At 69.9% G+C, this 22,851-nt stretch carries 27 protein-coding genes; 9 read left to right on the top strand and 18 right to left on the bottom strand.

Going from position 1 to position 22,851, the window contains the following annotated elements; all coding sequences use genetic code 11:
• The 8 genes from pth to rfaD all read right to left on the bottom strand — a co-directional run bounded on the left by pth (position 1) and on the right by rfaD (position 6,935).
• Positions 1-606 carry an aminoacyl-tRNA hydrolase gene (pth, locus tag M2352_RS14285; protein ID WP_264665144.1) on the bottom strand — a complete coding sequence of 202 codons (606 nt, stop codon included), beginning with the start codon at positions 604-606 and terminating at the stop codon, positions 1-3.
• A gap of 217 nt (positions 607-823) precedes the next feature.
• Positions 824-1,426, bottom strand: coding sequence for a 50S ribosomal protein L25/general stress protein Ctc (locus tag M2352_RS14280; protein WP_264665143.1), 603 nt, complete (start codon positions 1,424-1,426; stop codon positions 824-826).
• Between the two features lie 93 nt (positions 1,427-1,519).
• The gene (locus M2352_RS14275; RefSeq protein ID WP_264665142.1) at positions 1,520-2,455 is read right to left on the bottom strand and encodes a ribose-phosphate pyrophosphokinase; all 936 of its coding nucleotides are present in this window, start codon (positions 2,453-2,455) and stop codon (positions 1,520-1,522) included.
• A gap of 126 nt (positions 2,456-2,581) precedes the next feature.
• A complete protein-coding gene (locus M2352_RS14270) occupies positions 2,582-3,088 on the bottom strand; it encodes a bacteriohemerythrin (protein WP_264665141.1) in 507 nt (168 codons plus the stop codon).
• Positions 3,089-3,189: 101 nt separating this feature from the next.
• Complete coding sequence (gene pgeF / locus M2352_RS14265) at positions 3,190-3,957, bottom strand: peptidoglycan editing factor PgeF (protein WP_264665140.1); 768 nt, start codon at positions 3,955-3,957, stop codon at positions 3,190-3,192.
• A gap of 17 nt (positions 3,958-3,974) precedes the next feature.
• Positions 3,975-5,108 carry a class I SAM-dependent methyltransferase gene (locus M2352_RS14260; protein WP_264665139.1) on the bottom strand — a complete coding sequence of 378 codons (1,134 nt, stop codon included), beginning with the start codon at positions 5,106-5,108 and terminating at the stop codon, positions 3,975-3,977.
• On the bottom strand, positions 5,105-5,911 hold the full coding sequence (lgt, locus tag M2352_RS14255) for a prolipoprotein diacylglyceryl transferase (protein ID WP_264665138.1): 807 nt from the start codon (positions 5,909-5,911) through the stop codon (positions 5,105-5,107). The genes M2352_RS14260 and lgt overlap by 4 nt, the downstream gene beginning before the upstream one ends.
• 37 nt (positions 5,912-5,948) lie before the next feature.
• Entirely contained in the window at positions 5,949-6,935 is a 987-nt protein-coding gene (gene rfaD / locus M2352_RS14250) for an ADP-glyceromanno-heptose 6-epimerase (protein WP_264665137.1), read from the bottom strand.
• Between the two features lie 234 nt (positions 6,936-7,169).
• Here rfaD and M2352_RS14245 point away from each other — a divergent pair, with 234 nt between their 5' ends.
• From M2352_RS14245 to M2352_RS14225, 5 genes are all read left to right on the top strand, one after another.
• On the top strand, positions 7,170-7,451 hold the full coding sequence (locus M2352_RS14245; protein WP_264665136.1) for a type II toxin-antitoxin system TacA family antitoxin: 282 nt from the start codon (positions 7,170-7,172) through the stop codon (positions 7,449-7,451).
• A gap of 90 nt (positions 7,452-7,541) precedes the next feature.
• The gene (locus M2352_RS14240; RefSeq protein ID WP_264665135.1) at positions 7,542-7,886 is read left to right on the top strand and encodes an accessory factor UbiK family protein; all 345 of its coding nucleotides are present in this window, start codon (positions 7,542-7,544) and stop codon (positions 7,884-7,886) included.
• Positions 7,887-8,108: 222 nt separating this feature from the next.
• Positions 8,109-8,612 (top strand): type III secretion system chaperone family protein, encoded by a 504-nt coding sequence (locus M2352_RS14235; protein ID WP_264665134.1) that lies wholly within the window; start codon positions 8,109-8,111, stop codon positions 8,610-8,612.
• Positions 8,613-8,651: 39 nt separating this feature from the next.
• Positions 8,652-9,458, top strand: coding sequence for a pyrroline-5-carboxylate reductase (proC, locus tag M2352_RS14230; RefSeq protein WP_264665133.1), 807 nt, complete (start codon positions 8,652-8,654; stop codon positions 9,456-9,458).
• Between the two features lie 6 nt (positions 9,459-9,464).
• Complete coding sequence (locus M2352_RS14225; RefSeq protein WP_264665132.1) at positions 9,465-9,947, top strand: YbaK/EbsC family protein; 483 nt, start codon at positions 9,465-9,467, stop codon at positions 9,945-9,947.
• Between the two features lie 82 nt (positions 9,948-10,029).
• Here the strand turns inward: M2352_RS14225 and M2352_RS14220 are convergent, their stop codons facing one another.
• The gene (locus M2352_RS14220) at positions 10,030-11,031 is read right to left on the bottom strand and encodes a Fe(3+) ABC transporter substrate-binding protein (RefSeq protein WP_264665131.1); all 1,002 of its coding nucleotides are present in this window, start codon (positions 11,029-11,031) and stop codon (positions 10,030-10,032) included.
• Positions 11,032-11,302: 271 nt separating this feature from the next.
• Here M2352_RS14220 and M2352_RS14215 point away from each other — a divergent pair, with 271 nt between their 5' ends.
• Both M2352_RS14215 and M2352_RS14210 read left to right on the top strand, forming a co-directional pair.
• Positions 11,303-11,818, top strand: coding sequence for an invasion associated locus B family protein (locus M2352_RS14215; RefSeq protein ID WP_264665130.1), 516 nt, complete (start codon positions 11,303-11,305; stop codon positions 11,816-11,818).
• 16 nt (positions 11,819-11,834) lie between these two features.
• Positions 11,835-12,602: a DUF1295 domain-containing protein gene (locus tag M2352_RS14210; protein WP_264665129.1), complete on the top strand. Its 768-nt coding sequence runs from the start codon at positions 11,835-11,837 to the stop codon at positions 12,600-12,602.
• On the opposite strand, the gene rpe is transcribed toward M2352_RS14210, so the two are convergent.
• The 3 genes from rpe to M2352_RS14195 form a co-directional block, all read right to left on the bottom strand.
• Entirely contained in the window at positions 12,603-13,259 is a 657-nt protein-coding gene (gene rpe, locus M2352_RS14205) for a ribulose-phosphate 3-epimerase (protein ID WP_264665128.1), read from the bottom strand.
• Between the two features lie 98 nt (positions 13,260-13,357).
• Complete coding sequence (locus M2352_RS14200; RefSeq protein WP_319802039.1) at positions 13,358-13,927, bottom strand: winged helix-turn-helix domain-containing protein; 570 nt, start codon at positions 13,925-13,927, stop codon at positions 13,358-13,360.
• Positions 13,927-14,181 carry an acyl carrier protein gene (locus tag M2352_RS14195; RefSeq protein WP_264665127.1) on the bottom strand — a complete coding sequence of 85 codons (255 nt, stop codon included), beginning with the start codon at positions 14,179-14,181 and terminating at the stop codon, positions 13,927-13,929. Before M2352_RS14195 ends, M2352_RS14200 begins: the two co-directional genes overlap by 1 nt.
• A gap of 189 nt (positions 14,182-14,370) precedes the next feature.
• Between M2352_RS14195 and M2352_RS14190 the strand changes: the two genes are divergently transcribed.
• Positions 14,371-16,596: a bifunctional acetate--CoA ligase family protein/GNAT family N-acetyltransferase gene (locus M2352_RS14190; protein ID WP_264665126.1), complete on the top strand. Its 2,226-nt coding sequence runs from the start codon at positions 14,371-14,373 to the stop codon at positions 16,594-16,596.
• A gap of 28 nt (positions 16,597-16,624) precedes the next feature.
• Positions 16,625-18,376, top strand: coding sequence for an AMP-binding protein (locus M2352_RS14185; RefSeq protein ID WP_264665125.1), 1,752 nt, complete (start codon positions 16,625-16,627; stop codon positions 18,374-18,376).
• On the opposite strand, the gene M2352_RS14180 is transcribed toward M2352_RS14185, so the two are convergent.
• The 6 genes from M2352_RS14180 to M2352_RS14155 form a co-directional block, all read right to left on the bottom strand.
• Positions 18,343-18,696 carry a tRNA-binding protein gene (locus tag M2352_RS14180; RefSeq protein WP_264665124.1) on the bottom strand — a complete coding sequence of 118 codons (354 nt, stop codon included), beginning with the start codon at positions 18,694-18,696 and terminating at the stop codon, positions 18,343-18,345. The genes M2352_RS14185 and M2352_RS14180 overlap by 34 nt on opposite strands.
• A gap of 87 nt (positions 18,697-18,783) precedes the next feature.
• Positions 18,784-19,215, bottom strand: a complete 432-nt coding sequence (locus M2352_RS14175) for a phasin family protein (RefSeq protein WP_264665123.1) — start codon at positions 19,213-19,215, stop codon at positions 18,784-18,786.
• 166 nt (positions 19,216-19,381) lie between these two features.
• A complete protein-coding gene (locus M2352_RS14170; RefSeq protein ID WP_264665122.1) occupies positions 19,382-20,014 on the bottom strand; it encodes a helix-turn-helix domain-containing protein in 633 nt (210 codons plus the stop codon).
• 124 nt (positions 20,015-20,138) lie between these two features.
• Positions 20,139-20,456 carry an antibiotic biosynthesis monooxygenase family protein gene (locus M2352_RS14165; protein WP_264665121.1) on the bottom strand — a complete coding sequence of 106 codons (318 nt, stop codon included), beginning with the start codon at positions 20,454-20,456 and terminating at the stop codon, positions 20,139-20,141.
• Positions 20,457-20,474: 18 nt separating this feature from the next.
• Entirely contained in the window at positions 20,475-20,930 is a 456-nt protein-coding gene (locus tag M2352_RS14160; protein WP_264665120.1) for a DUF29 domain-containing protein, read from the bottom strand.
• A gap of 83 nt (positions 20,931-21,013) precedes the next feature.
• Positions 21,014-22,702, bottom strand: a complete 1,689-nt coding sequence (locus tag M2352_RS14155; RefSeq protein ID WP_264665119.1) for an ABC transporter permease — start codon at positions 22,700-22,702, stop codon at positions 21,014-21,016.
• Between the last annotated feature and the right edge of the window lie 149 nt (positions 22,703-22,851).

Here is a 22,851-nt window from a genome sequence, read left to right as displayed (position 1 = left end):
TTAAGAGTTGCCGGGCTTGGTCGCCGGGGGCAGGACCGCTTTGGTCGCCAGCGACACCTTGTTCATGAAGCGCTCGGCCTCGCCCTCGATCAGCAGGGGCAGGGACTCGGCGCAGGCGTCCACCAGCCCTTCGACCCACGGCTGGTCGGCCTTGGCGAAGTCGTGGAGGACGTAGCCGGAGACCTGATTCTTGTCGCCGGGATGGCCGATGCCCATGCGCACCCGCCAGTAATCCTTGCTGCCCAGATGCGAATCCATGGACCGCAGGCCGTTGTGCCCGCCGTGGCCGCCGCCCTTCTTCACCCGCATCCGCCCCGGCGGCAGATCGAGATCGTCGTGGAAGACGATGACCTGCTCGGGCTTCAGCTTGAAAAAGGTCAGCGCCGCCCCGACCGACTGGCCGGACAGGTTCATGAAGGTCTGGGGTTCCAGCAGCAGGATCTTTTCGGACCCGATGGTCCCGTCGGCGGTCTGCCCCTGGAAACGCTTCTTCCACGGGCTGAAACGGTAGCGCCGGGCGATTTCCTCGACCGCCATGAAGCCGATGTTGTGGCGGTTGCGGGCGTATTCTCCGCCGGGATTCCCCAGGCCGACGATCAGCAGCATCGGTGTTCCATCCAGAGCATTCACCCTCTCCCCGCCGGGGAGAGGGCCGGGGTGAGGGGGCGATTTTCGTGCATCAGCCCGAAAATCAAGCCGTCAGGCTCGCAGAACTGGGGTTTGGCGTTGCTTCGCAACGGTTCTCGGGCTTATCGCGCGGGAACCGGCCCTCACCCCGTACCCCCTCTCCCCGGTGGGGAGAGGGGACATCGCATCAAAGCGATCAGGCGGTGGCTTCCGCGCCCTCTTCCGACTTCAGGCCCGACGGCGCCACGATGGTGGCGACCGTGAAGTCGCGGTCGGTGATGGTCGGGGTCACGCCGGCCGGCATCTTCACGGCGGAGATGTGGATCGACGCACCGACGTCGAAGCCTTCGCACGAGATGGTCAGGTGCTCGGGGATGTCGTCGGCGCCGCAGGTGACTTCGACGTCATGACGGACGATGTTGAGCACGCCGCCGCGCTTCAGGCCCGGCGACTTTTCCTGGTCCACGAATTCCACCGGCACGTTGACGGTGATGCGGGTTTCCGACGACACGCGCAGGAAATCCACATGCAGCGGCAGGTCGGTGACCGGGTGGAACTGCACGTCGCGCGGCAGAACGCGGTGGGTCGCACCATCGACGGTCACGTCGAACAGGTGCGTGAAAAAGCCCGGCTGATGCAGAACGCGGACGAATTCGCGCTCGTTCAGCGAAATGGTGAGCGGGGCCTGCTTGTTGCCGTAAATCACGGCGGGCACGCGGCCGTCGCGGCGCGTCTGACGGGCGGTCCCCTTGCCAGCCCGGGCGCGCAGCTCGGCGGCGAGCGCGATCACTTTGGTCATGGTCTGCTCCATAAAGAAAAGGCGCCAGCCTCCAGGGGTGCTGGCGCGGTTGCGGGGCCGTGGATACGCCACCCACGGCCCAAAGGTCAAGGATTAGGAGAACAGGCTGGAGACCGAGCGCTCTTCGCTGATGCGCAGCACGGCTTCGGCGATCAGCGGGGCGATGGTCAGCTGGCGGATGTTGCGGCTGACGCGCACCGCTTCGGTCGCCTGGATGCTGTCGGTGGTGACCAGAGTCTGGATCGGGGCCACGGCCATGCGGGCCACGGCACCGCCGGACAGAACGCCGTGGGTGACATAGGCGCTGACCGATTTCGCACCGGCGTCCATCAGGGCCACCGCGGCGTTGCACAGGGTGCCGCCCGAATCGACGATGTCGTCCACCAGCACGCACTTGCGGCCGGCCACGTCACCGATGATGTTCATCACCTCCGACACGCCGGCGCGTTCGCGGCGCTTGTCGATGATGGCCAGATCGGCTTCCAGGCGCTTGGCCAGCGAGCGGGCGCGCACCACGCCGCCCACGTCGGGGGAGACGATGGTCAGCTCGCTGCCCTGGCCCAGCGTGTCGCGGATGTCCTTTTCCAGGACGGGGGCCGCCATCAGGTTGTCGAGCGGGATGTCGAAGAAGCCCTGGATCTGGCCGGCGTGCAGATCCATGGTCAGCACGCGGTTGGCGCCGGCCATGGTGATCAGGTTGGCGACCAGCTTGGCCGAAATCGGCGTGCGGGGGCCGGTCTTCCGGTCCTGGCGGGCATAGCCGTAATAGGGCAGCACCGCCGTGATGCGCCGGGCCGAGCCGCGCTTGAGCGCGTCAATGGTCACCAGCAGTTCCATCAGGTTGTCGTTCGCGGGGAACGACGTGGACTGGATCACGAAAACGTCCTCGCCGCGCACGTTTTCCAGGATCTCGACGAACACTTCCATGTCCGAGAAACGGCGGATGCTCGCCTTGGTGAGCGGCACGCCGAGACAGGTGGAAATGGCCTCGGCCAGCGGGCGGTTGCTGTTGCCGGCAAGCACCTTCATCGCAATCGGCTCTCTTCTGTGGGAAAAGGGGGCCGGAGCGCAAAGGGCGCCGCACATCCGCGGATCGCCGGAAGGCCCCGGAAAACGCGGCGGACGATAACAAAGCCTCCGGCCTGTGTAAATCTTCTATGACGAACGGCCGGGCTGCCTGCCCTGCGGCTGATGCATGGTTTCCGCCGCCGCCAGAGACTGCGGCGTCACGGCCGAAGCCGCCGGGCGGGGCAGGGGGAAGCGGGCCAAGTGACGGCGCAAGCCCACGTCGGCACGGGCGAAATGATCGAAAAACCAGAATTCCAACAAGCCGTTGGCGTGGGTCTTGCGATAGGCGAAATCGAACAGCGAGGCCGTCTGGTCCATCTGCTCGGTGATCTCGTCCAGCATCTCCAGCAGCCGGCGGTGCTGGGCACGGTGTTCGATGCGGCCCGGGTAATCCACCGCCGCCTGCACCCGTTCTTCGCGGATGAAGTGGCGTTCCGACACCCGCCGCAGGGTGCGCAGCAGGTGCAGCGCCGCCCGCATCCCCTCGTCGGTGGCCGGAGTCCCGATGAAGCGGCGAATCAGATCATGCTGTTCCCGATGGTCCCGGTCCAGCCCGCCATGGTCGATTTCCAGGGATTCGCGCCATTCGATCACGGGCCGCTCCCATCCATAGGGATGTGTCGATCCCAAGAATCCTTGCGCAATTGTCGGGTAATTGCAAACCAAAAGTAATTATTATCGAAGCGAATTGTTGGTTACGGAAGCAGCGTGATGGCCGACAGGCCGCGCCCGTAATCCTTTTCCCCGCGCAGGCAGGACCGGCGGTAGCTGAAGAAGCGGCTTTCTTCCAGCAGCGTGTCGTTGGGGCAGCGCTGCACCTGGGCGATGCCGGCATCCACCAGCCGGCGGCTGACGTACCCGCCAAGGTCGAACAGGAAATGGCCGGGGCGCCGCGCGGGGGCGAAGAAATCCTTCAGATCCGGGCTTTCGTCCAGGAAGGGCCTGGGGAATTCCGGCCCCACCTCGTACGACCGCTGGGCGATGCACGGGCCGATGGCGGCCACCACGCGGTTGGTGTGCGCTCCCAGCGACTCCATGGCCTTCAGCGTCGCCTCGATCACGCCGCCCTTGGCGCCCTTCCACCCGGCGTGGGCGGCACCGATGACGCGGGCCTTGGGGTCGGCGAAGAGAACGGGGGCGCAGTCGGCGGTCAGCACCCCCAGCAGGATGCCGGGAACCGCGGTGACCATGGCGTCGGCCTGGGGCGCGTCCGCCGGGGCCCACGGCTCGGTGACCGTGACGCAGGTGGCGCTGTGGATCTGGTAGCAGGTGACCAGTTGCTCGGGCGCCATGTCCAGCCGGGCGGCGGCGCGGGCACGGTTCTCCGCCACCGCGGCGGGGGCGTCGCCGGACCCCAGCCCGCAGTTCAGCGAGGCGTAAAGCCCCGTGGACACGCCCCCGGTGCGGGTGAAGAAGGCGTGGCGGATGGCGGTGATGTCGTTGAGCGCGCCAAGGGTAATCACGGGCGGTCGGGTCCGGGTCAGGTCGGTGGGACGGGATCGAAGCCGGCGGGCGCCTCCAGTCCGGGGCAGGTCAGCGCCAGCACCTTGAACAGGGTGCCCATTTGATCGGCCCCGATCAAGCGTTGCAGCGCGGTGTCGATATCGGCGGCCTGTTTGGGGGTGGCGGTGCGCTTCAGCACAGCCGCGCGTTGGCCGATGCCCAGCCGCGACAGCCATTCCCCCTGTTCCACGGGACCGAAGGCAACCGCGCCGGTCTCCGCCGCCGCCTCGGCCAGCGACTCGAAGTCCACGTGCGCGGTGATGTCGGCCTCTCCCGGATCGTCCAGCACGGGGGCATAGGCGTGGCGGCGCACCGCCTGCAGCGTCTCGCCCACCGCCGGGCCGAGGTCGTGGCCATAATCGATGATCAGCGCCGCCCCGCCCTGGGCCGCCAGCCGCGCGCCCAGCACCCGCGCCACCGCCAGCGAGGCCGGGGAGGATTCGAACACGCTGCCCGCCGGCGCATTCTCCAGCCCGGCGGGCACCAGGGCGGCGCCGGGGCTGCCCACCAGATCCAGCACGAAGCGGAAGCGCGGCGCGTCGGGGGTGGAGGCCGGGTCCAGGTCCACCAGCCGCTCCTTCCACCCGTGGGGGGTCTTCTGCACCTGCCGGATGGGCAGGGCGTCGAAGAATTCGTTGGCCACGACGATGGCCGGGCCGTCGGGCACGTCCTCCAGCCGGTCGTGCCAGTGGGGGCCGCCGCCGGTGAAGCGCTGGCCGGCCAGCGCCTGGGCCTGGCGCCGGCGCAGCACCGGGCTGGTCTCCACGAAATGGACCGACAGCGCATCGCGGAACGGCGGCAGGGCGGAGGCGGCGCGCAGCGCGTCGCTCATCAGCGTGCCGCGCCCCGGCCCCAGCTCAATCAGCCGCAGGTGCTCCGGCATGCCCAGCCGCTGCCAGGTGTCGGCGGCCCACAGCCCGATCAGCTCGCCGAACATCTGGCTGATGTCGGGGGCGGTGATGAAATCGCCCGCCGCGCCGAACGGGTCGTGGGCGGTGTAATAGCCCCAGCGGGGATGGCCCAGCGCCTCGGCCATGAAGGAGGCGACGGTCATCGGCCCCTCCACCATCATGCGGCGGGCCAGATGGTGCGCCAGGGATTCCGCGCTCATGCCGCGGCTTCCCCGGCGGGCCGGGCGCGCAGCGCCAGCCATAGCCCGAACAGCACCATGGGAATCGACAGCAATTGCCCCATGGTGGCCCCACCCCACAGGAAGCCGAGCTGGGCGTCCGGCTCGCGGAAGAATTCCGCCGTGATGCGGGCCAGCCCGTAGCCGATGAAGAAGATCCCCGCCGTCAGCCCCGCCCGCGCCCGCACCGCCGGAATGCGCACCAGGGCCAGCACGATGGCGAACAGCACGATCCCTTCCAGCCCCGCCTCGTAAAGCTGGCTGGGGTGGCGGGGAAGCTGGAGCGGGTCGTGGGGGAAGACCATCGCCCACGGCACGCCGTCGGCCGCGCGCCCGTACAGTTCGCCGTTGATGAAGTTGGCGATGCGCCCGAAGAACAGCCCGATGGGCGCCACCACCGCGATCAGGTCGGCGAAGGCGAAGACCGACAGTCCCCGCTTGCGGCAGAACAGCAGGATGGCCACCACCACCCCGGTCAGCCCGCCGTGGAACGACATGCCCCCGTGCCAGACCATCAGCGTGTCCAGCGGGTACTTGATGTAATAGGGCAGGTTGTAGAACAGCACGTACCCGATGCGCCCGCCCAGCACCGTGCCCACCACGGCCCAGGTCAGGAAATCGTCGTAATCCACCGGCTGCGGCAGCCCCGGCGGGTTGCCGCGCGCCAGCCGCAGGCAGAGGCGCCAGCCCAGCACGAAGCCGGCCAGATAGGCCAGCGCGTACCAGCGGATGACCAGCGGCCCGATTTCCAGGGCGACGGGGTCGATGGCGGGATAGGCCAGCATCGGCGGGCGGCTCCGGTCGTGGATGAAGGGGGCTGGATCAGGCGAAGGGGTCGGGCTGGGTCAGGTAATCCTGCACGTACCGCCGGACCCCCTCCTCAAGCTCGGTGAAGGGCCGGGTGAAGCCGGCGGCGCGCAGCTTGTCCGTGCTGGCCTGGGTGAAATACTGGTATTTCCCCTGAAGCTCGTCGGGCATGGGGAAATAGTCGATGCGCGGCTCCTGGCCCAGGGCGGCGAAGGTGGCCTCCGCCAGATCCTTGAAGCTGCGGGCCTTGCCGGTGCCGACGTTGAACAGCCCGCTGACGCCGGGGGTGTCCAGCAGCCACAGCATCACCCCCACGCAGTCGCCGACCCAGATGAAGTCGCGCAACTGGCCGCCGTCGGCGAAATCGGGGCGGTGGGACTTGAACAGCTTCGCCGCGTGGCCCGCCTGCACGGTGGGGGTCAGCTTGGCGACGACGCTCATCATGTCGCCCTTGTGCGCCTCGTTCGGGCCGTAGACGTTGAAGAACTTCAGCCCCGCCCACTGGGGGGGCACCGTCTCGCCCAGTTCCACCGCGCGGGCGAAGCGGCGGTCCACCAGATGCTTGGACCAGCCATAGGCGTTGAGCGGGCGCAGCCGGGCCAGCGCCGCGACATCGCCGTCGTCCACGAACCCCAGCGCCCCGTCGCCGTAGGTGGCGGCGGAGGAGGCGTAGATGAACCGCGCGCCGCGCCACGCGCACCAGCGCCACAGGTCCATGGACAGCGCCACGTTGTTGGCGACGATGGCGTCCACGTCCCGTTCGGTGGTGGCGGAGATGGCGCCCATGTGGAACACCACGTCGATTTCGGCGGCGTGCTGGTCCAGGAACGCCAGCGTGTCTTCGGGCCGGACGATGGTGGCCAGCTCGTGCTTGGCCAGATTGCGCCACTTGTCGCCGGTGCCGAAACGGTCGATGACCGCCACGTCGTGATGGCCGCGGGCGGCCAGCGCCGCGACGAGGTTGGAGCCGATGAAGCCGGCCCCGCCGGTGACAACGATCATGACGCGCGTGCTCCTGCCGTTCGGGCGTTTCCAGTCTGGACGCCGGGGCCGTTATAGGCCGTGCCCCGCGGTCCCCGCAAGCCGGCATCCCCACGGCCCCTTGCCGGGCGGGGGCGGGGGTGCGGGGCCGGTTGACGCACCCCCGCGTGTGCGGTTGACCTGCGCCGTGTGGTTGTCCATCCTGATTTTCCTGCGTTTCAGGACAAGCCGCATCCCTTCTGGTCAAGGTTGACGATGCCCGCCAAGCCGCCCCAGCACAAGCCCGCCACCGTCCACCGCCTGCACCTGCGGGCGTCACCGGCCCAGCGCCGGGTGATCCGCCACGCCGCGGCGGCGGCGGGGGTATCGGTCAACAGCTTCGTCCTCGACACCGTGTGCGCGGCGGCGTATCAACAGGTGGCCGCGCGGCTGGACATACCATTGGACGATCCCGACTGGGATCATTTCCTGGGTCTTCTGGGCCAGCCCGGCACCAGCCGGGACGAGCTGCAGGCGCTGCTGTATGAGGGGCCGTGACGGGCCGGGCATTGACGCCCGCGCCGTGGCGCTTCACATAAAGCCTGTGCCGTGATTCGTCTCATGGATCATTGATCGGGATCGCAAGCCATGCAGGTTGACAACAAACTCCTCGACGATCTGGCCCGCGTGGCCGGCGGGGCGCTGGGCGCGCTCAGCAACCTGCGCGAAGAGGCCGAGGCGCAGATGCGCCAGCAGTTCGAACGGGTTCTGTCGCGCATGGACGTGGTGTCCCGCGACGAATTCGACGCGGTGCGCGCCATGGCCGCCAAGGCACGCGAGGAACAGGAAACCCTGACCGAGCGCGTGACCGCCCTGGAAGCCACCATTGCCACTCTGCTGGCCGAGCGTCAGCTTTGCCACGACGAGGCCGCCCCCCGCCGCCGCGCCCACACCGCCGCCCCGGCGGCGGCCGAGGACAAGCCGGCGGAGTGATCCCCCGGGGGGGGCCGGGATGCGGGAAAGCCACGCCATCCGTTGCAAAACGGTGATGAGACCGAAAGCTGTTGCGGGCACGCCGGCCTTTTTGGCAGGGTGCCCGTTGGGGCGGGCTTTCTCCGCGGCGGGGGTGCGTCTCCGCCGCCGGACAGGCCGGCCAGAGGTATCGAAAGCGGCCGGCACGGGTGATCCGGCGCCGCTTTCCTAGGAGGACGTACGATGTCGGCAGTGGCCGTCGAAACCCCGGTGTCCATGCACAACCCCCTCGATGTCGTGGAAGAGATCGTGACGGCCAACGAATGGCCGTTCGAACGCTCCAGCGAGGACGAACTGGTGGTCGAGATCGGCGGACGCTGGTGCGATTACCGGCTCTATTTCGTCTGGCAGCCCGATGTCAGCGCCATGCAGTTCTCCTGCCAGTTCGACATGAAGCTGCAGCCCAGCCGCCGCGATGCCGTCAGCGCCCTGCTGGCGGAGGTCAACAACCGCCTGTGGCTCGGCCATTTCGACGTCTGCAACGAAGAGAACACGCCGATGTTCCGCCAGACCACCCTGCTGCGCGGGTCGCGCGGGGCGACGGTGGAGCAGCTTGAGGATCTGGTGGAAATCGCGCTGTCGGAGTGCGAGCGCTTCTACCCCGCCTTCCAGTTCGTCATCTGGGGCGGCAAATCGGCGACGGAGGCGGTGGCCGCCGCCATTCTCGATACGCACGGCGAAGCCTGATTTTTAAAAGACACCGATACAGATAAGGGATACGGGACCATGGCCGGTTCGCTGCTGCTGGTTGGGTGCGGCAAGATGGGAAGCGCCATGCTGGCCGGCTGGCTGGCCGCGGCCATCGTGGACCGCGTGGTGGTGGTGGACCCCTCCGGCGCCCCCGGCGCGCCGCAGCATCCGGCGGTGAGCGTGGTTCCGGCCATTGATGCCGTGCCCGCGGGCTTCGCCGCCGACGTGGTGGTGCTGGCCGTCAAGCCGCAGGTGATGGACGGCGTGCTTGCCGGCTGCGCCGGGCTGGTGCATCCCGGCACCGTGTTCCTGTCGGTGGCGGCGGGCAAGACCATCGCCTCTTTCGCCCGTCATCTGGGCGATGGGGCGGCGGTGGTCCGCGCCATGCCCAACACCCCGGCGGCCATCGGGCGCGGCATGACCGTGGCCGTCGCCAACCCGCTGGTGCCCGAAGAGCGCAGGAACTTCTGCGATGCGCTGCTGCGCGCCGTGGGGCAGGTGGCGTGGATCGAGGACGAGGCGCTGATGGACGCCGTGACCGCGGTGTCGGGCAGCGGCCCGGCCTATGTCTTCCTGCTGGCCGAGGTGCTGGCGGCGGCGGGCCGCGAGGCAGGATTGCCCGCGGATCTGGCGGTCCAGCTTGCCCGCGCCACCGTGGCCGGGGCCGGCGAACTGCTGCACCGGTCCGACACCCCCGCCGGCCAGCTGCGCGAGGCGGTGACCAGCCCCGGCGGCACCACCCAGGCGGCGCTGTCGGTGCTGATGGCCGGTGACGGCATGCAGCCGCTGCTGACGGCGGCGGTGGCGGCCGCGGCCAGGCGGTCGCGCGAACTGGCGGGCTGACCCGTCATGAGCGCCCCCCTGTCCCCCTCCGCCCGCAAGGTTCAGGAACTGCTGGATGCGGTCGGCCTCGGCCTCGCCGTCGTGGAGCATGAGGGCAGCACCCGCACGTCGGAGGATGCCGCCGCGGCCATCGGCTGCGCCGTGGCGGAAATCGCCAAGTCCCTGATCTTCCGCGCCCGCACCAGCGGCGTGCCGGTGCTGGTGGTGGCCAGCGGCACCAACCGCGTGGATGAAAAGAAGGTCGCCGCCCTGATCGGGGAAAAGGTGGAGCGCGCCACCCCCGATTTCGTGCGGGACAAGAGCGGCTATGCCATCGGCGGCGTGCCCCCCATCGGCCACGCCGAACCGCCGCTGGTGCTGATCGACGATGATCTGCTGACGTTTTCGGCCATCTGGGCCGCCGCCGGCACCCCCAACGCGGTCTTTCGCCTGACGCCGGACCAACTGGTCAGCCTGACCGGTGGGCGCGTGGCGGATGTGAAGAAATAACGTTCCGTTTTCGGCGGGGGTGCCAGACGAAAAGGGCGCGCCCCTGGACGGGCGCGCCCTTTCTGGGCAACCGGCGGGTGGCTTACTTCCAGCCGGCGCGGTCCATGATCCGAAGGGCCTCGGCGTTGTTCTTGCCGTAGACGGCGGCGTTCAGCGGATCCTCCTTGAATTTCCCCCATTCGATCAGCACGGGGTGGACCCACGAGCCCTCGACGATGGGGTATTCGAAGTTCTTTTCGGTGAAGAGCCGCTGGGCCTCGGGGCTGACGAGGTATTCCAGGAACTTCACGGCCTCGGCCTTGTGCGGGGCGTTCTTCGCCACCCCCGCGCCGGAGATGTTCACATGGGCGCCGCGCCCCTGCTGGTTGGGGAAGATCACGCCCAGCTTGGCGGTGATCGCCTGGTCTTCCGGCTTGGTCGAAGCGGCGATTCGGGCGAAGTAATAGGTGTTGGAGATGGCGATGTCGCCTTCGCCCGCGGCCACGCCCTTGATCTGGTCGGTGTCGCCGCCCTGGGGCTTGCGGGCCATGTTGGCGACCACGCCCTTGGCCCACGCCTCGGTCTTGGCCTCGCCGTCGGCGGCCAGCAGCGACCCCACCAGCGACTGGTTGTAGACCGAGGTGGAGGAGCGGACCAGAACCCGGTTCTTCCACTTGGGATCGGCCAGTTCCTCGTAGGTGGAGATCTCGCCCGGCTTCACCTCGGCCTTGTTGTAGATGATGATGCGGGCGCGCTTGGACAGGCCGAACCAATAGCCGTTGGGCTCGCGCAGGTGGGCGGGGACCACCTTCTCCAGCAGTTCCGACCGGGTGGGCTGGAGCACGTCGGCGTCCTGCGCCCGCCACAGGCGCCCGGCGTCCACGGTGATCAGCACGTCGGCGGGGCTGTTGGCCCCCTCGTTGCGCATGCGCTCGATCAGTTCGTCTTCCTTGCCTTCGATCAGGTTGACGTTGATGCCGGTGGCCTTGGTGAAATTGTCGTACAGATCCTTGTCCACGTCGTAGTGACGGGAGGAATAGACGTTCACTTCCGCCGCACCGGCCATGCCGGCGGCCATCATGGCCGTACCGAAAAGAGCGGCCATCAGACCGCGCATCCGTACCGTCATCGTACCTGATCCTCTCTCAAGCGAACTGTTCAGCGGGACATCCGGGGGCAGGCCGGACCGTTGCAAAACCTTGACCGCCGGCGTTTGCCCTGTCAAGCGCGAATGATAACGCTTCTCATTATCCAGATAGTCGAAGCCTTTGATGCGGTGGGGGCAATGGGTGCTTGTACCCCTTTCGATGGGGTCTATAATCCCCCCGCACCGCCGGGTCTTTGGCCCCGCCCGTCCCGCACAAGGAGTCTGGCCGATGCGCTGGATGCGCTTTTTGCCGTTTGCCGCCCTGTTCGCCTGCCTCGCCGCCACCACCACCCCGGCCGCCGCCGCGGAAGCCGCCAAACCCGCCCTGGACCTGGGGCCGGAAGGGGTGTGGATCAACACCTGCGACATCGACCGCATGACCGACACCCGCATGTGCCGGATGATGACCTACCGCCTGTTCGAGGATGGGAAGGAGGCGGGCTTCGTGGCGCTCAGCGTGATTCCGGCCGGCACCGACTATCACCTGTTCGTCACCACCAGCCAGGGCATGATCGAGGATTGCGCCATCCGCGTTGACCGGCAGCCGCGCATCGAAACCCACATCGCCACGCTGAACATGTGCATGTTCCCCAACTTCGTGTCGGGCCGCACGGTGGAGCAGTTCCGCAACGGCACCTCGGTGCTGGTGCGCGTCAACCTGGCCCGCGGCGGCAAGCGCGACGTGGATTTCGCGCTGAACGGCTTCGGCCGCAGCTTCGAGGAAATGCAGCGCAACCTGCACTGACCGGGTGGCGCCGCCCATGGACACCCTGACCCTGTGGCTGGCGCTGCTGATCGAGGGGATGGCCGCGGTGAACGCCGCCGCCACCCTGCTGACCAAGAGCCGGCGGGCCACCTTCCTGTTCGCCGTCAACACCATCCCGCCGGTGGCGGCCCTGCTGCTGCTGGCCGGCGGCGTGCCGGGGTGGCGGCAGATCCTGGTGCTGGTGCTGGCCTATCTCTACGCCTTCCGCCAGGGGTGGATGGCACCGGCGTGGTTCGGCACCAGCGGCGGCGGCACCACCGAATACGGCGCCCACACCGGCTCCGCATCGCTGACGCAGCGGCGGCTGGGGTGGCTTGACGATGCACTGGTGCCGGTGGCGCTGACCAACATGGCCGGCTGGCTGCTGGCCGCCCCGCTGGCCGGGGCCATGGCGCGCACCGGACCGTTCGACGGGGCGGACGCCCTCGGCATCGCCCTCTATCTGCTGGGAACGGTGATCCAGAGCGGCAGTGCGGTCCAGCGCTTCCGCATCAGCCATGATCCGCCGGTGGCGGGGCAGCCGGTCACCACCGGGTTCTGGGGGCTGTGCCGCCACCCCGATTGCTTCGGCGACGTGGTGGTGTTCACCGGCTTTGCCGTGCTGTCGGGGTCGGTGTGGGGGCTGCTGGCGCCGCTGGCCTGCGGGCTGCAATACTGGCTGGACGCCATCCCCGTGCGCGAACGGGCGGGCCGCACCCGCCACGGCGCCGCGTGGGACGGCTACCGGGCGCGGGTGCGCTGCCTCATCCCCTATGTTCTGTGATCAACCCTTCAGCGCGCGGATGTTATCGGCGTAACGCTCCGGCCCGCCGGTGAAGGTGGCGGTTCCGGCCACCAGCACGTCCGCCCCGGCCTCTGCCGCGATGCGGGCGGTTTCCACGTTGATGCCGCCGTCCACCTGCAGGTCGATGGGCTTGCCCAGCGCGTCGATGCGGCGGCGCAGCTCGCGGATCTTTGGCAACTGCGAGGTGATGAAGCTCTGCCCGCCGAAGCCGGGGTTGACGGTCATCACCAGCACCAGATCCAGATCTTCCAGCAGGTAATCCACCGCTTCCAGGGGGGTGGCGGGGTTCAGCGACAGCCCGGCCTTCTTGCCCAGCGACTTGATGAGCTGGATGGTGCGGTGGACGTGGGGGCCGGCTTCGGGGTGGACCGTGATGATGTCGGCGCCGGCCTTGGCGAAATCGGCGATGTAGAGGTCCACCGGCGAGATCATCAGGTGGACGTCGAACACCTTGGCCGAATGGGGGCGCAGCGCCTTCACCACCGCCGGGCCGATGGTAATGTTGGGCACGAAATGGCCGTCCATCACGTCGATGTGGATGTAATCGGCACCGGCGGCGTCCACCGCCCGCACCTCTTCGCCCAGCTTGGCGAAATCGGCCGAGAGGATGGAGGGGGCGATCTTCACGGCGGGCATGGGTCCGTCCTTGGATGCAGCGGAAAAGGGAAAGCGGCCTTCCTTTAGCACCGTTGCCCGGCATCCCCAACCCGTTCGTGACGCATATCAGGATTTGGTCACGGCACCTCGGCCGGGCGGACCCGCGGGGGGCGGCCGCGGCGCTTGCGCGGGGCGCCGTCGGCGGGCGCGGCGGCGGCTCCCGCCCCGCCGGGACCGGGGCCGGAACAGGTGGCGGGCCCGCCGACCGCACGGCTCAGCGATTTCAGCCCGGCGGCACAGCCGGGCGTCAGGGCGGGATCCTTGCCGAAGGATTCATCGGTGCCCGGCGTGGCCGCGGGGCGGCTGCCCTCGGGCGCCAGGGCGGCCTCCAGCGCGACCAGCCGCGGGCGGGCGGCGGCGAAGATGTCCCGCTCGATGGCACGGTATTCCTCGATCAGGGCGGCGCCGAACGCGGTGAGTTCGGTGCCGCCCCCGTGGCGCCCGCCCACCGCCGCCGACACCACCGGCTCGCGGAACAGGCGGTTGAGGTCGTCCACCAGCAGCCACGCCCGGCGGTAGGACATATCCAGCGCGCGGGCGGCGGCGGAAATCGACCCCTCCTCCCGGATGGCTTCGAGAAGGCGGATCTTGCCGGGGCCGATGGCGCCGTCGGGGCGGAAATCGATGCGCAGACGCAGGCGGGTCATCACGAATCCATGCGGGTGCGCAGGTAGACCCGGCAGCCGTCCAGGGTGGAGAGTTGCGGATAGTCCAGTTCCGGCACCTTCAGCGACAGCCGCTTTTCCAGCCCCAGAACGAAGCCCAGGAAATCCACCGAATCCAGATCGATCTGGTCGCGGAACGGGCGGTCGGGGTCCAGCGCGTCGGGCCGCACCTCGGGCGCCACGGCGCTGAGCGCGCCGATGATGGCGGCGTCGATGTCCCGGCCGGTTTCGATCATCCTGTCTCACCACCCTTTTGCGCCGGTGCCGTGCCTGCGGCTTGCTGGCGCTTTCCTCGCGTCACCAGCGCAGGCATGATCCTTATCAAAATCTTGGCGGCGGCGGGCGGAAAAGGCAAGCCGCGCACGGCCATGGGCGGCAACCATGGACCACAGCCATAGGCAAAACGGGGGAAAGGCGGTCGAACCATGAGCGTCCGGGATATGGAGGCGCTGTTCCGGCCCCGCGGCGTGGCCGTGGCGGCGGAGGGCGACGGCCCGCTGACTGGCACCCTGATCCGCAACCTGACCGCATCGGGCGCCGGCGTTCCCGTCACCCGCACCATCCCGCCCGCCGCCCCCTGCGACCTGTGGGTGGCCGCCGTGGCCCCCGCCGCCCAGCCGGCGCTGATCGCCCAGGCAGGCGCCAACGGGGCGCGGGTGGTTCTGCTGGTGGGCGCACACACGCCGGACGGCGGCGATGACGCCCGCCACCACGCCGCCATCCGCGACGCCGCACGGGCCGCCGGGGTGCGGGTGGTGGGGCCGGACAGTCTGGGCATCGCGCTGCCCGCCGCCGGGCGGCGGCTGGTCGCCGGGGCCTTCCACCGCCCGCCCCGCGCCGGACGGGTGGCGCTGGTCAGCCAGTCGGGGACGCTGGCCGGCTCCATCCTCGACTGGGCGGCGCGGCGGGACGTGGGCTTCTCCCACGTGGCGGTGCTGGGGGGCATGGCCGACGTCGGCCCGGACGAGGTGCTCAACACCCTGGCCATGCAGGGGGATTGCCACGCGGTGCTGCTGGCGCTGGACCGCATCGGCGATGCCCGCCGCTTCATGTCCGCCGCCCGCGCGGCATCGCGGCTGAAGCCGGTGATCGTGCTGCACACCCCCACCGGCGACGCCACCACGCCGGAGCCGGTGATCGACGCCGCCTTCCGCCGGGCCGGGCTGCTGCGGGCGGGCACGCTGGAATCCCTGTTCGACGCCCTGGAAATCCTGGACGTGGCCCCGGCCCTGACGGGCAACCGGCTGGCCATCGTCGCCAACGGGCGTGGGGTGGGGGCGCTGGCCGCCCGCGCCCTGGCCACCGCGGGTGGCCGTCTGGCCCACCCCGCCGCGGGGGGCAACCCGCTGGATCTGGGGGAGGGGGCGGACGGAGCCGCCTATGCCGCGGCGCTGGCCCGGCTGCGCGCCGATCCGGGCGTGGATGGGGTTCTGCTGCTGCACGCCCCCACGGTGGAATCGGACGCCGCCGCCGTCGCCCGCGCGGTGGCCGGCGCCTGTGCCGGTCCCGGCCATCCGGTGCTGACGAGCTGGCTGGGCGACCGCGACGCCGAACGGGTGCTGCCCGATCTGGCGCGGCGGCAGGTGCCGGCCTTCGACACGCCCGACCGGGCGGTGCGGGCCTTTTGCCAGGGGGCGGCGTGGCGGACGGTGCAGGCGCTGCTGGCCGAGACCCCGCCCGCGGCGTCCCCCGGCCCGGCCCCCGACCGCGGCGGTGCCCTGGCGGTGATCGGGGCCGCCGGTGCCCGCACCGCCCTGACGGCGGCGGAGGCGGGGGACCTCTGCCGCTGCTACGGCCTGCCCGCGGCGGGGGCGGAGGGCACGGGCCTGACCGTGCGGCTGGACACCGACCCGCTGTTCGGCCCGGTGATCTCCGTTCATGCCGGCACGGATGGGGCTGCCGTGTCGGTGCTGCCGCCGCTGAACGCCACGCTGGCCCGCGAAACGCTGATGCGGGTGGCGGGGGTGGCGCTGCCGGACCCGGCGCTGACGGCGCCGCTGGCCGGGGTGCTGGTGCGGGTGGCGCACATGGCCGCCGATCTGGAGCGGCTGGAATCGCTGGCCCTTTCCCCCGCCGGGGCCATGGCCACGCTGGTGCCGCCGGGGCGGGAACGCACGCCCTTCGCCATCCAGCCCTATCCGGCGGCGCTGGAGCAGGCGCTGGCCCTGCCCGACGGGCGCCGGCTGCTGGTCCGTCCCGTGCGGCCCGAGGACGAACCGGGGCTGCAGGCGCTGTTCCGCCGGCTGACGCCGCAGGAGATCCGCCTGCGTTTCTTCGCCCCGAAACAGGAACTGACCCATTCTGTTGCCGCCCGTATGACCCAGATCGACTATCAGCGCGAAATGGGGCTGGTGGTGACCGATGCCGGCGACGGCGGCACCATCCACGGGGCCGTGCATCTGTCGGGCGACGGCGACGGGGAACGGGCGGAATTCGCCATCATGGTGGCCCACGACATGGCCGGGCTGGGTCTGGGGCCGCTGCTGATGCGGCGGATCATCGACCATGGGCGCAGCCGCGGCCTGCGCGCCATCATCGGCGAGGTGCTGGCGGAGAACCGCCCCATGCTGCGGCTGTGCGAGGTGCTGGGCTTCACCCGCCGGGCCACCCCAGACGACCCCGGCGTGATCCACGTCACCCTGACCCTTTGACCCTTTCATCCCCCGCCAGGAGGTGGCCATGACCGAGGATTCCCGCCGCGACGAAACCGTTTGGGACGCCAGCCGCGCCACCCTGGGCACCAGCCCCGCCGGGGGCTTCAACATGGCCTGGGCCGCCCTGGGCCGGCGGGTGGCGGCGGGGCAGGGGGCATGGCCGGCGCTGCGCTGCATCCACCCGGACGGCACGGTCACCGCCTGGACCGCGGGCGAACTGTGGGCCATGGCCGGGCGCACCGCCACCGTGCTGCGGCGGCTGGGGATGGAGCCGGGGGACACCGTGTTCACCCTGCTGCCCCGGCGGGTGGAACTGTTCGCCACCCTTCTGGGCACGCTGCTGGGCGGCGGGGTGGCGGCACCGCTGTTCCCCACCTTCGGGCCGGAGCCGTTGCGGCTGCGGCTGGAACTGGGCCAGGCCCGGCTGCTGGTGACCACCGCCGGGCTGTGGCAGCGCAAGGCCGCCGCCGCCGTCGCCGCCATGGCCGACCCGCCCGCCGTGCTGCTGCTGGCCGAAGACGGCGTGCTGCCGCCCGAGGCCCACGACTTCGCCGAGATGGTCAAGGGGGCGGCGCCCCAGACGGTTCCCGCCCCCACCGGCCCCGGCGATGTGGCCCTGCTGCACGTGACCAGCGGCACCACCGGGCGGCCCAAGGGTGCGCTGCACGCCCACGGCGCGCTGGTGGCCCAGCACGCCACCGCCCGCTGCATCCTGGGGCTGGGCGAGGGGGACGTGTACTGGTGCACCGCCGATCCGGGGTGGGTGACCGGCACCCTTTATGGCGTGCTGGCCCCGCTGGCCTGCGGCACGGAAGTGGTGGTGGACGAGGGGGATTTCGACCCCGCCCGCTGGGTGCGGCTGGCGGCGGAACAGCGGGTGGCGGTGTGGTACACCACGCCCACGGCGCTGCGGCTGATGATGCGCTGCGGCGACACGCTGGCGCGGGGGCTGGACCTGTCGGCCCTGCGCCATCTGGCCACCGTGGGCGAGCCGCTGAACGCCGAGGCGGTGGACTGGAGCGCGCGGGTTCTCGGCATCCCGGCCCGTGACACGTGGTGGCAGACGGAAACCGGCGCCATCATGATCGCCACCCCGGCGATTGAGGCCCCGGAGCCCGGCGCCATCGGCCGCCCGGTGCCGGGGATCGAGGCCACCCTGCTGCGCCGCACCGGCCAGGGGGTGGAGCCGGTGGCCGGGCCGGGCGACGTCGGCGAGATCGCCCTGCGCACGCCGTGGCCGTCGCTGTTTCTGGGCTATCTGGGCGACGAGGGACGCACGCGCGCCTGTTTTGCCGGCGGCTGGTATCTCAGCGGCGATCTGGCCCGGCGGGACGCCGCGGGGCGGTTCCATTTCGTGGGCCGGTCCGACGACGTGATCAAGACCAGCGGCCATCTGGTCGGCCCGTTCGAGGTGGAGCAGGTGCTGCTGCAGCACCCCGCGGTGCTGGAGGCGGGGGTCATCGGCATTCCCTGTCCCATCGCGGGGGAAACGGTGAAGGGGTACGTCACGCTGCGCCCCGGCATCGCGGCCAGCGACGGGCTGGCCGCCGACATCCTGGCCCACGCACGCCGGGCGCTGGGACCGGCGCTGGCACCGCGGGCCATCGCCTTCGCCCCCATTCTGCCCCACACCAGCAGCGGCAAGATCGTGCGCCGGCTGCTGAAGGCCCACGACCTGGGGCTGCCCGAAGGCGACGTGTCGTCGGTGACCGACAACCCTCCGCCCGCGGCTCCGCCGTGGTCTCAGAACAGCCGGGCGCCGTTGGGCACGCCCTGATCGGGGCCGGCCAGCACCACGGCGCCCTCGGCGTCGGGCAGGCCCAGCACCAGGATCTCGCTGGGGAAGCCGGCGATCTTCTTGGGTGGGAAGTTCACCACCGCCAGCACCTGCCGGCCCACCAGGGCCGCGGGGTCGTAATGGCGGGTGATCTGGGCCGAACTGCGCTTGGTCCCGATCTCCGGCCCGAAATCGACGGTCAGCTTGATGGCCGGCTTGCGCGCCTCCGGGAAGGGTTCGGCGGCGATGATGGTTCCGGCGCGGATGTCCACGCGGGTGAAATCGTCGTACGTGATGGGCGTGCCGGCACCGGCGGTCATCGGGATGTCCTTTCCCCAAACGGAAGGGGGCCACCCTCTCACAAGGGCGGCCCCCGACACAACCTGTCCGGAAATCCGTAAGGCGTCTTACTTCCGCTTGGCCAGAGCGGCCTTCACCTCGTCCAGGCTCTCCGACACGCGGCGGCTCAGGACTTCAGCGGCTTCGGAGTTGGAACGGGCGACCAGTTCCGACAGTTCCTTGGCGTTGGCCAGAGCCTTTTCAAAGGCGGCCTTGGCGAATTCGGCCTGCTTCACGGCCTTTTCTTCCGGCGAGCCGGCGGCCAGCACTTCGGTGACGACCGAGTTGGATTCCTCGAAAGCCTGACGCAGGATTTCGGCCTGACGGCGCAGAACGGCCTGCACGCCTTCGATGGCGAGCTGGTTGGCGGCGGTCACGGCTTCGATGTTCTTGCGCTGGCTGGCCAGGATCGCTTCCACATCGATGCCCGGAACCTTCAGGTCGCCCAGGAACTTGGTCACATCCACGTCAAAGAAGGGATTTCCGGTCGGATTCGCCATCTGTTTTTTCCCCGTGGGTTGACCCGCCCCTCACCCGGCAGGGCCAGGCAGGTCTGTTTTAAGAGTGCCCAAACAATAGCCAACGTCATTTTGCAGCGCAACACACAAGACGCCGCACTCGACGATTCGCCAGCGTATTCACGACTTTTGCACGATTCCCCCACGCTCAAGGTGAGGGATTAGGTTCGACTCGCCCCCGTTTCGTCATGCCGAAGCATGATTCAAGGGTGCTTTCGGCCCGGCGCAACTCCGAATCCAGGGCCGCCATGGTGCGCGACAGGTCGGGCGTGTCATCGCCGGCAAACACCCGCATGACCCGTGCGTCCACCATCCCCAGCCCGGCCACCAGCAACGGCCCGCCCCGGGCATCGGGGTCCAGCCCCGCCGCGCGCAGCATCCATGCCATGGACCGGCCGAAGGCGGGCGCGAAGGCCAGCGCCGTCAGCGGTTCCCAGGGCAGATCGCGCATCACCGCCGCCAGACCGGGGCGGAAGGGCTGAAGCGCGTCGAACCGGCGCATCATCACGTCGAACAGCCGGTCGCGCGGGCTCTCGTCCGCCGGTCCGCCGCCGGCATCGGCCAGCACCGCCGCATCGGCCAGCCGCGCCACCGCCGCCAGCAGGTCGGACCGGCTGCGGGCATGACGGTAGAGGGTGCCCAGCGGCACCCCGGCCCGTTCGGCCACCGCGCTCAGCGACACCCGCCGCCACCCGCGCGCCGCCGCCAGATCCATGGCGGCGGTCGCCAGGGTGCGCAGGGTTTCGTCGGCCGCGGACGGCGCATCGTCGGACAGGCTCATCCCTTCCTCTCCCCATGATGTGATGGTGCGGACGTGCGGAATAAGGATGTGGGGTGCCGGGGGGCGGCCGTCAGCGGGAAAGCGTGCGATCGTGCCCGAAGGGCCGCGGTGTTTTTTGGAAACGTCAGCCCGGCAGGATTTCCTGCACCACGTCGAACCCCTCGAACTGCGGCGGGCCGAGATAGAGGGTGCCCGAGCGTGCCGCCCCGCCGTGGGACCGGCGAAAGGCGTCCGATTTGGTCCAGTCCTCGAAATGCTCCCGGCTCTCCCACACGGTGTGGGAGGCGAAGAGGGTGAATTCCGGCGAACCGGGGCCGCGCAGCAGGTGAAAGGCGACGAACCCCGGCATGCCCGGCAGGTTGGTCTGCCGCTCGCGCCAGATGCGTTCGAACTCTTCCTCCGATCCGGGGGCGATGCGGAAACGGTTCATGGCGATGAACATGCTGGGTCGATCCTCCGGTTACATATCGCCGTTCAGGATGTCCTCGACGGCAAAGGGCCATTCGGCGGGAAAGGAGGAGGCGGGCAGGCCGCACTCCAGCGCCGCGTCGCGCACCGCGCGGGGATAGGCGCGGCGGACCAGTGCTTCAAGCTCGGCGCGCAGGATGGGGCTGTCGGCCAGGATGTCGTCGATGCCGTCGCGCCCCTGTGCGATGGCCTGGCGCCAGGCCACCGACCGCCCGTCGGGGCGGAAGCGCCATTTCAGCATCACCAGCATCACCGCCGCCAGATGGCGCACCAGTTCCCGCCGTTCGCTGGCGACCAGCGCTTCCAGTTCGTGGGCGATGCGGGGGGCGTCCACCGCCGTCACGTGGCCCGAGCGCAACAGCCCGGCCTGCCGCGTCAGCCACGCGGCACGGTCGCCGCTGTCGTCGGGGAAATAGGGGATGGTGGGGGAGGAGGGGGGGCGGGGCATGGGGAAAAGCTTACCAGAGCCACGCCGGCCCGGCCATGGGCTGGCGCGCCGGTCCGTCCCTCATACCCCTCTTTCTCACCGGCTCATGCCCCGCCGGGCCGCGATTTGCGGATGGAGCGGCTGAGCAGGATCACCGGCACGATGCCCACCGCCACGATGGCCAGCGAGGCGGTGGCGGCTTCGGCCAGACGTTCGTCGGACGCCATCTGGTAGGCGCGCACCGCCAGCGTGTCGAAATTGAACGGGCGCACGATCATGGTGGCCGGCAATTCCTTCATCACGTCCACGAACACCAGCAATGCGGCGGTCAGCAGGCTGCCGGTCATGATGGGGGCGTGGACGCGCACCAGGGTGCGGCCCGGCGTGCTGCCCAGCACGCGGGCGGCGTGGTCCATGGTGGGGCGGATCTTGCCCAGGCTGGCCTCGATGGTGTTGAACGACACCGCCAGGAACCGGACCATATAGGCGAACAGCACCGCCGCGATGGTGCCGCTGAGCAGCAGGCCGCTGGACACGCCGATGGTGGCGCGCAGGAACTGGTCGATGGCGTTGTCCAGGTGGGTGAAGGGGATCAGCACCCCCACCGCGATCACCGATCCCGGAATGGCGTAGCCCATGGCGGCCACGCGCACCGCCCCTTTCAGCAGCGGCGTCGGCTGGAGCCGCTGGCCATAGGCCAGCAGCACCGCCAGCGTCACCGCCATGGCCGAGGCGATGGCGGCCAGCGTGAAGCTGTTGGTAGCGATGTCGATGAAGGTGCGCCCCAGCCGCTCGTCGCCCGTGCGCAGCGCCATCTCCAGCAGGATCCCCCCCGGCACCACGAACCCCAGCACCAGCGGCAGGACACAGGCGGTCAGCGCCGCCGCCGCCTTCCACCCCGTCAGCGGCTGGGCGGGCAGGCGGCGGTAGCGGGTGGTGGTGTGGTGGAACTTGGCCTGCTTGCGCGACCAGCGCTCCATCAGGATCAGCACCAGCACGAACAGCATCAGCACGGCGGCCAACTGGGCGGCGGCGGTCGGCTCGCCCATGGCGAACCACGTGCGGTAGATGCCGGTGGTGAAGGTGTTGACGGCGAAATACTGCACGGTGCCGAAATCGGCCAGCACCTCCATCATCACCAGCGCCAGCCCGGCGACGATGCCGGGGCGGGCCAGCGGCAGGGCCACGGTGAAGAAGCTGCGCCACGGCCCGCGGCCCAGCGTGCGGCTGACCTCCAGCACGCACACCGACTGTTCCAAAAACGCCGCCCGCGACAGCAGATAGACATAGGGGTAGAGCACCAGCGTCAGCATGGCCGCCGCCCCTTCCACCGTGCGGATGTCGGGGAACCAGTAATCGCGCCGGGTCCAGTGGAACAGGGCGCGCAGGCCCGTCTGGATCGGCCCGACGAACTGCAGCAGGTCGGTGTAGGTATAGGCCATGACATAGGCCGGCACCGCCATGGGCAGCAGCAGCGCCCATTCCAGCACCCGGCTGCCGGGGAAGCGGCACATGGTGACCAGCCATGCGGTGCCGACGCCGATGACGGCGGTTCCAAGCCCCACCAGCACCACCAGCCGCACGGTGTTGCCCAGATATTCCCACAGCACGGTCTGGACCAGATGGTCCCAGACGCCGTTGGTGGGTACGAACACCCGGCTTGCCACCACCATCACCGGCAACGCCACCAGGGCGGCGATGACGAGGGTTGCCAGCGTCCAGCCGCTGAAGACCGTGCGCCGCGCCAGGACCGGCGGGGCGGAGGAGGGGGCATCGAACGTCTGGCTGGTCACGATGGGAAGGCCGCGCTGGTGATGGAACGCCCCCATTGTTCCACGGGTCAACGGCCCAGGGCAATGATAATGACTTGCAGGGTGTGTTCAATTCCCCAACCGGGGCCCAGGGCTTCGTTGCCTTGATCGACGGGCGCGGACCGGCGGGC

It is taken from the genome of Azospirillum fermentarium, assembly GCF_025961205.1.
Lineage (GTDB): Bacteria > Pseudomonadota > Alphaproteobacteria > Azospirillales > Azospirillaceae > Azospirillum > Azospirillum fermentarium.
The sequence above is the reverse complement of the archived record's forward strand: the minus strand, read 5'-3'. Positions and strand labels throughout refer to the sequence as shown.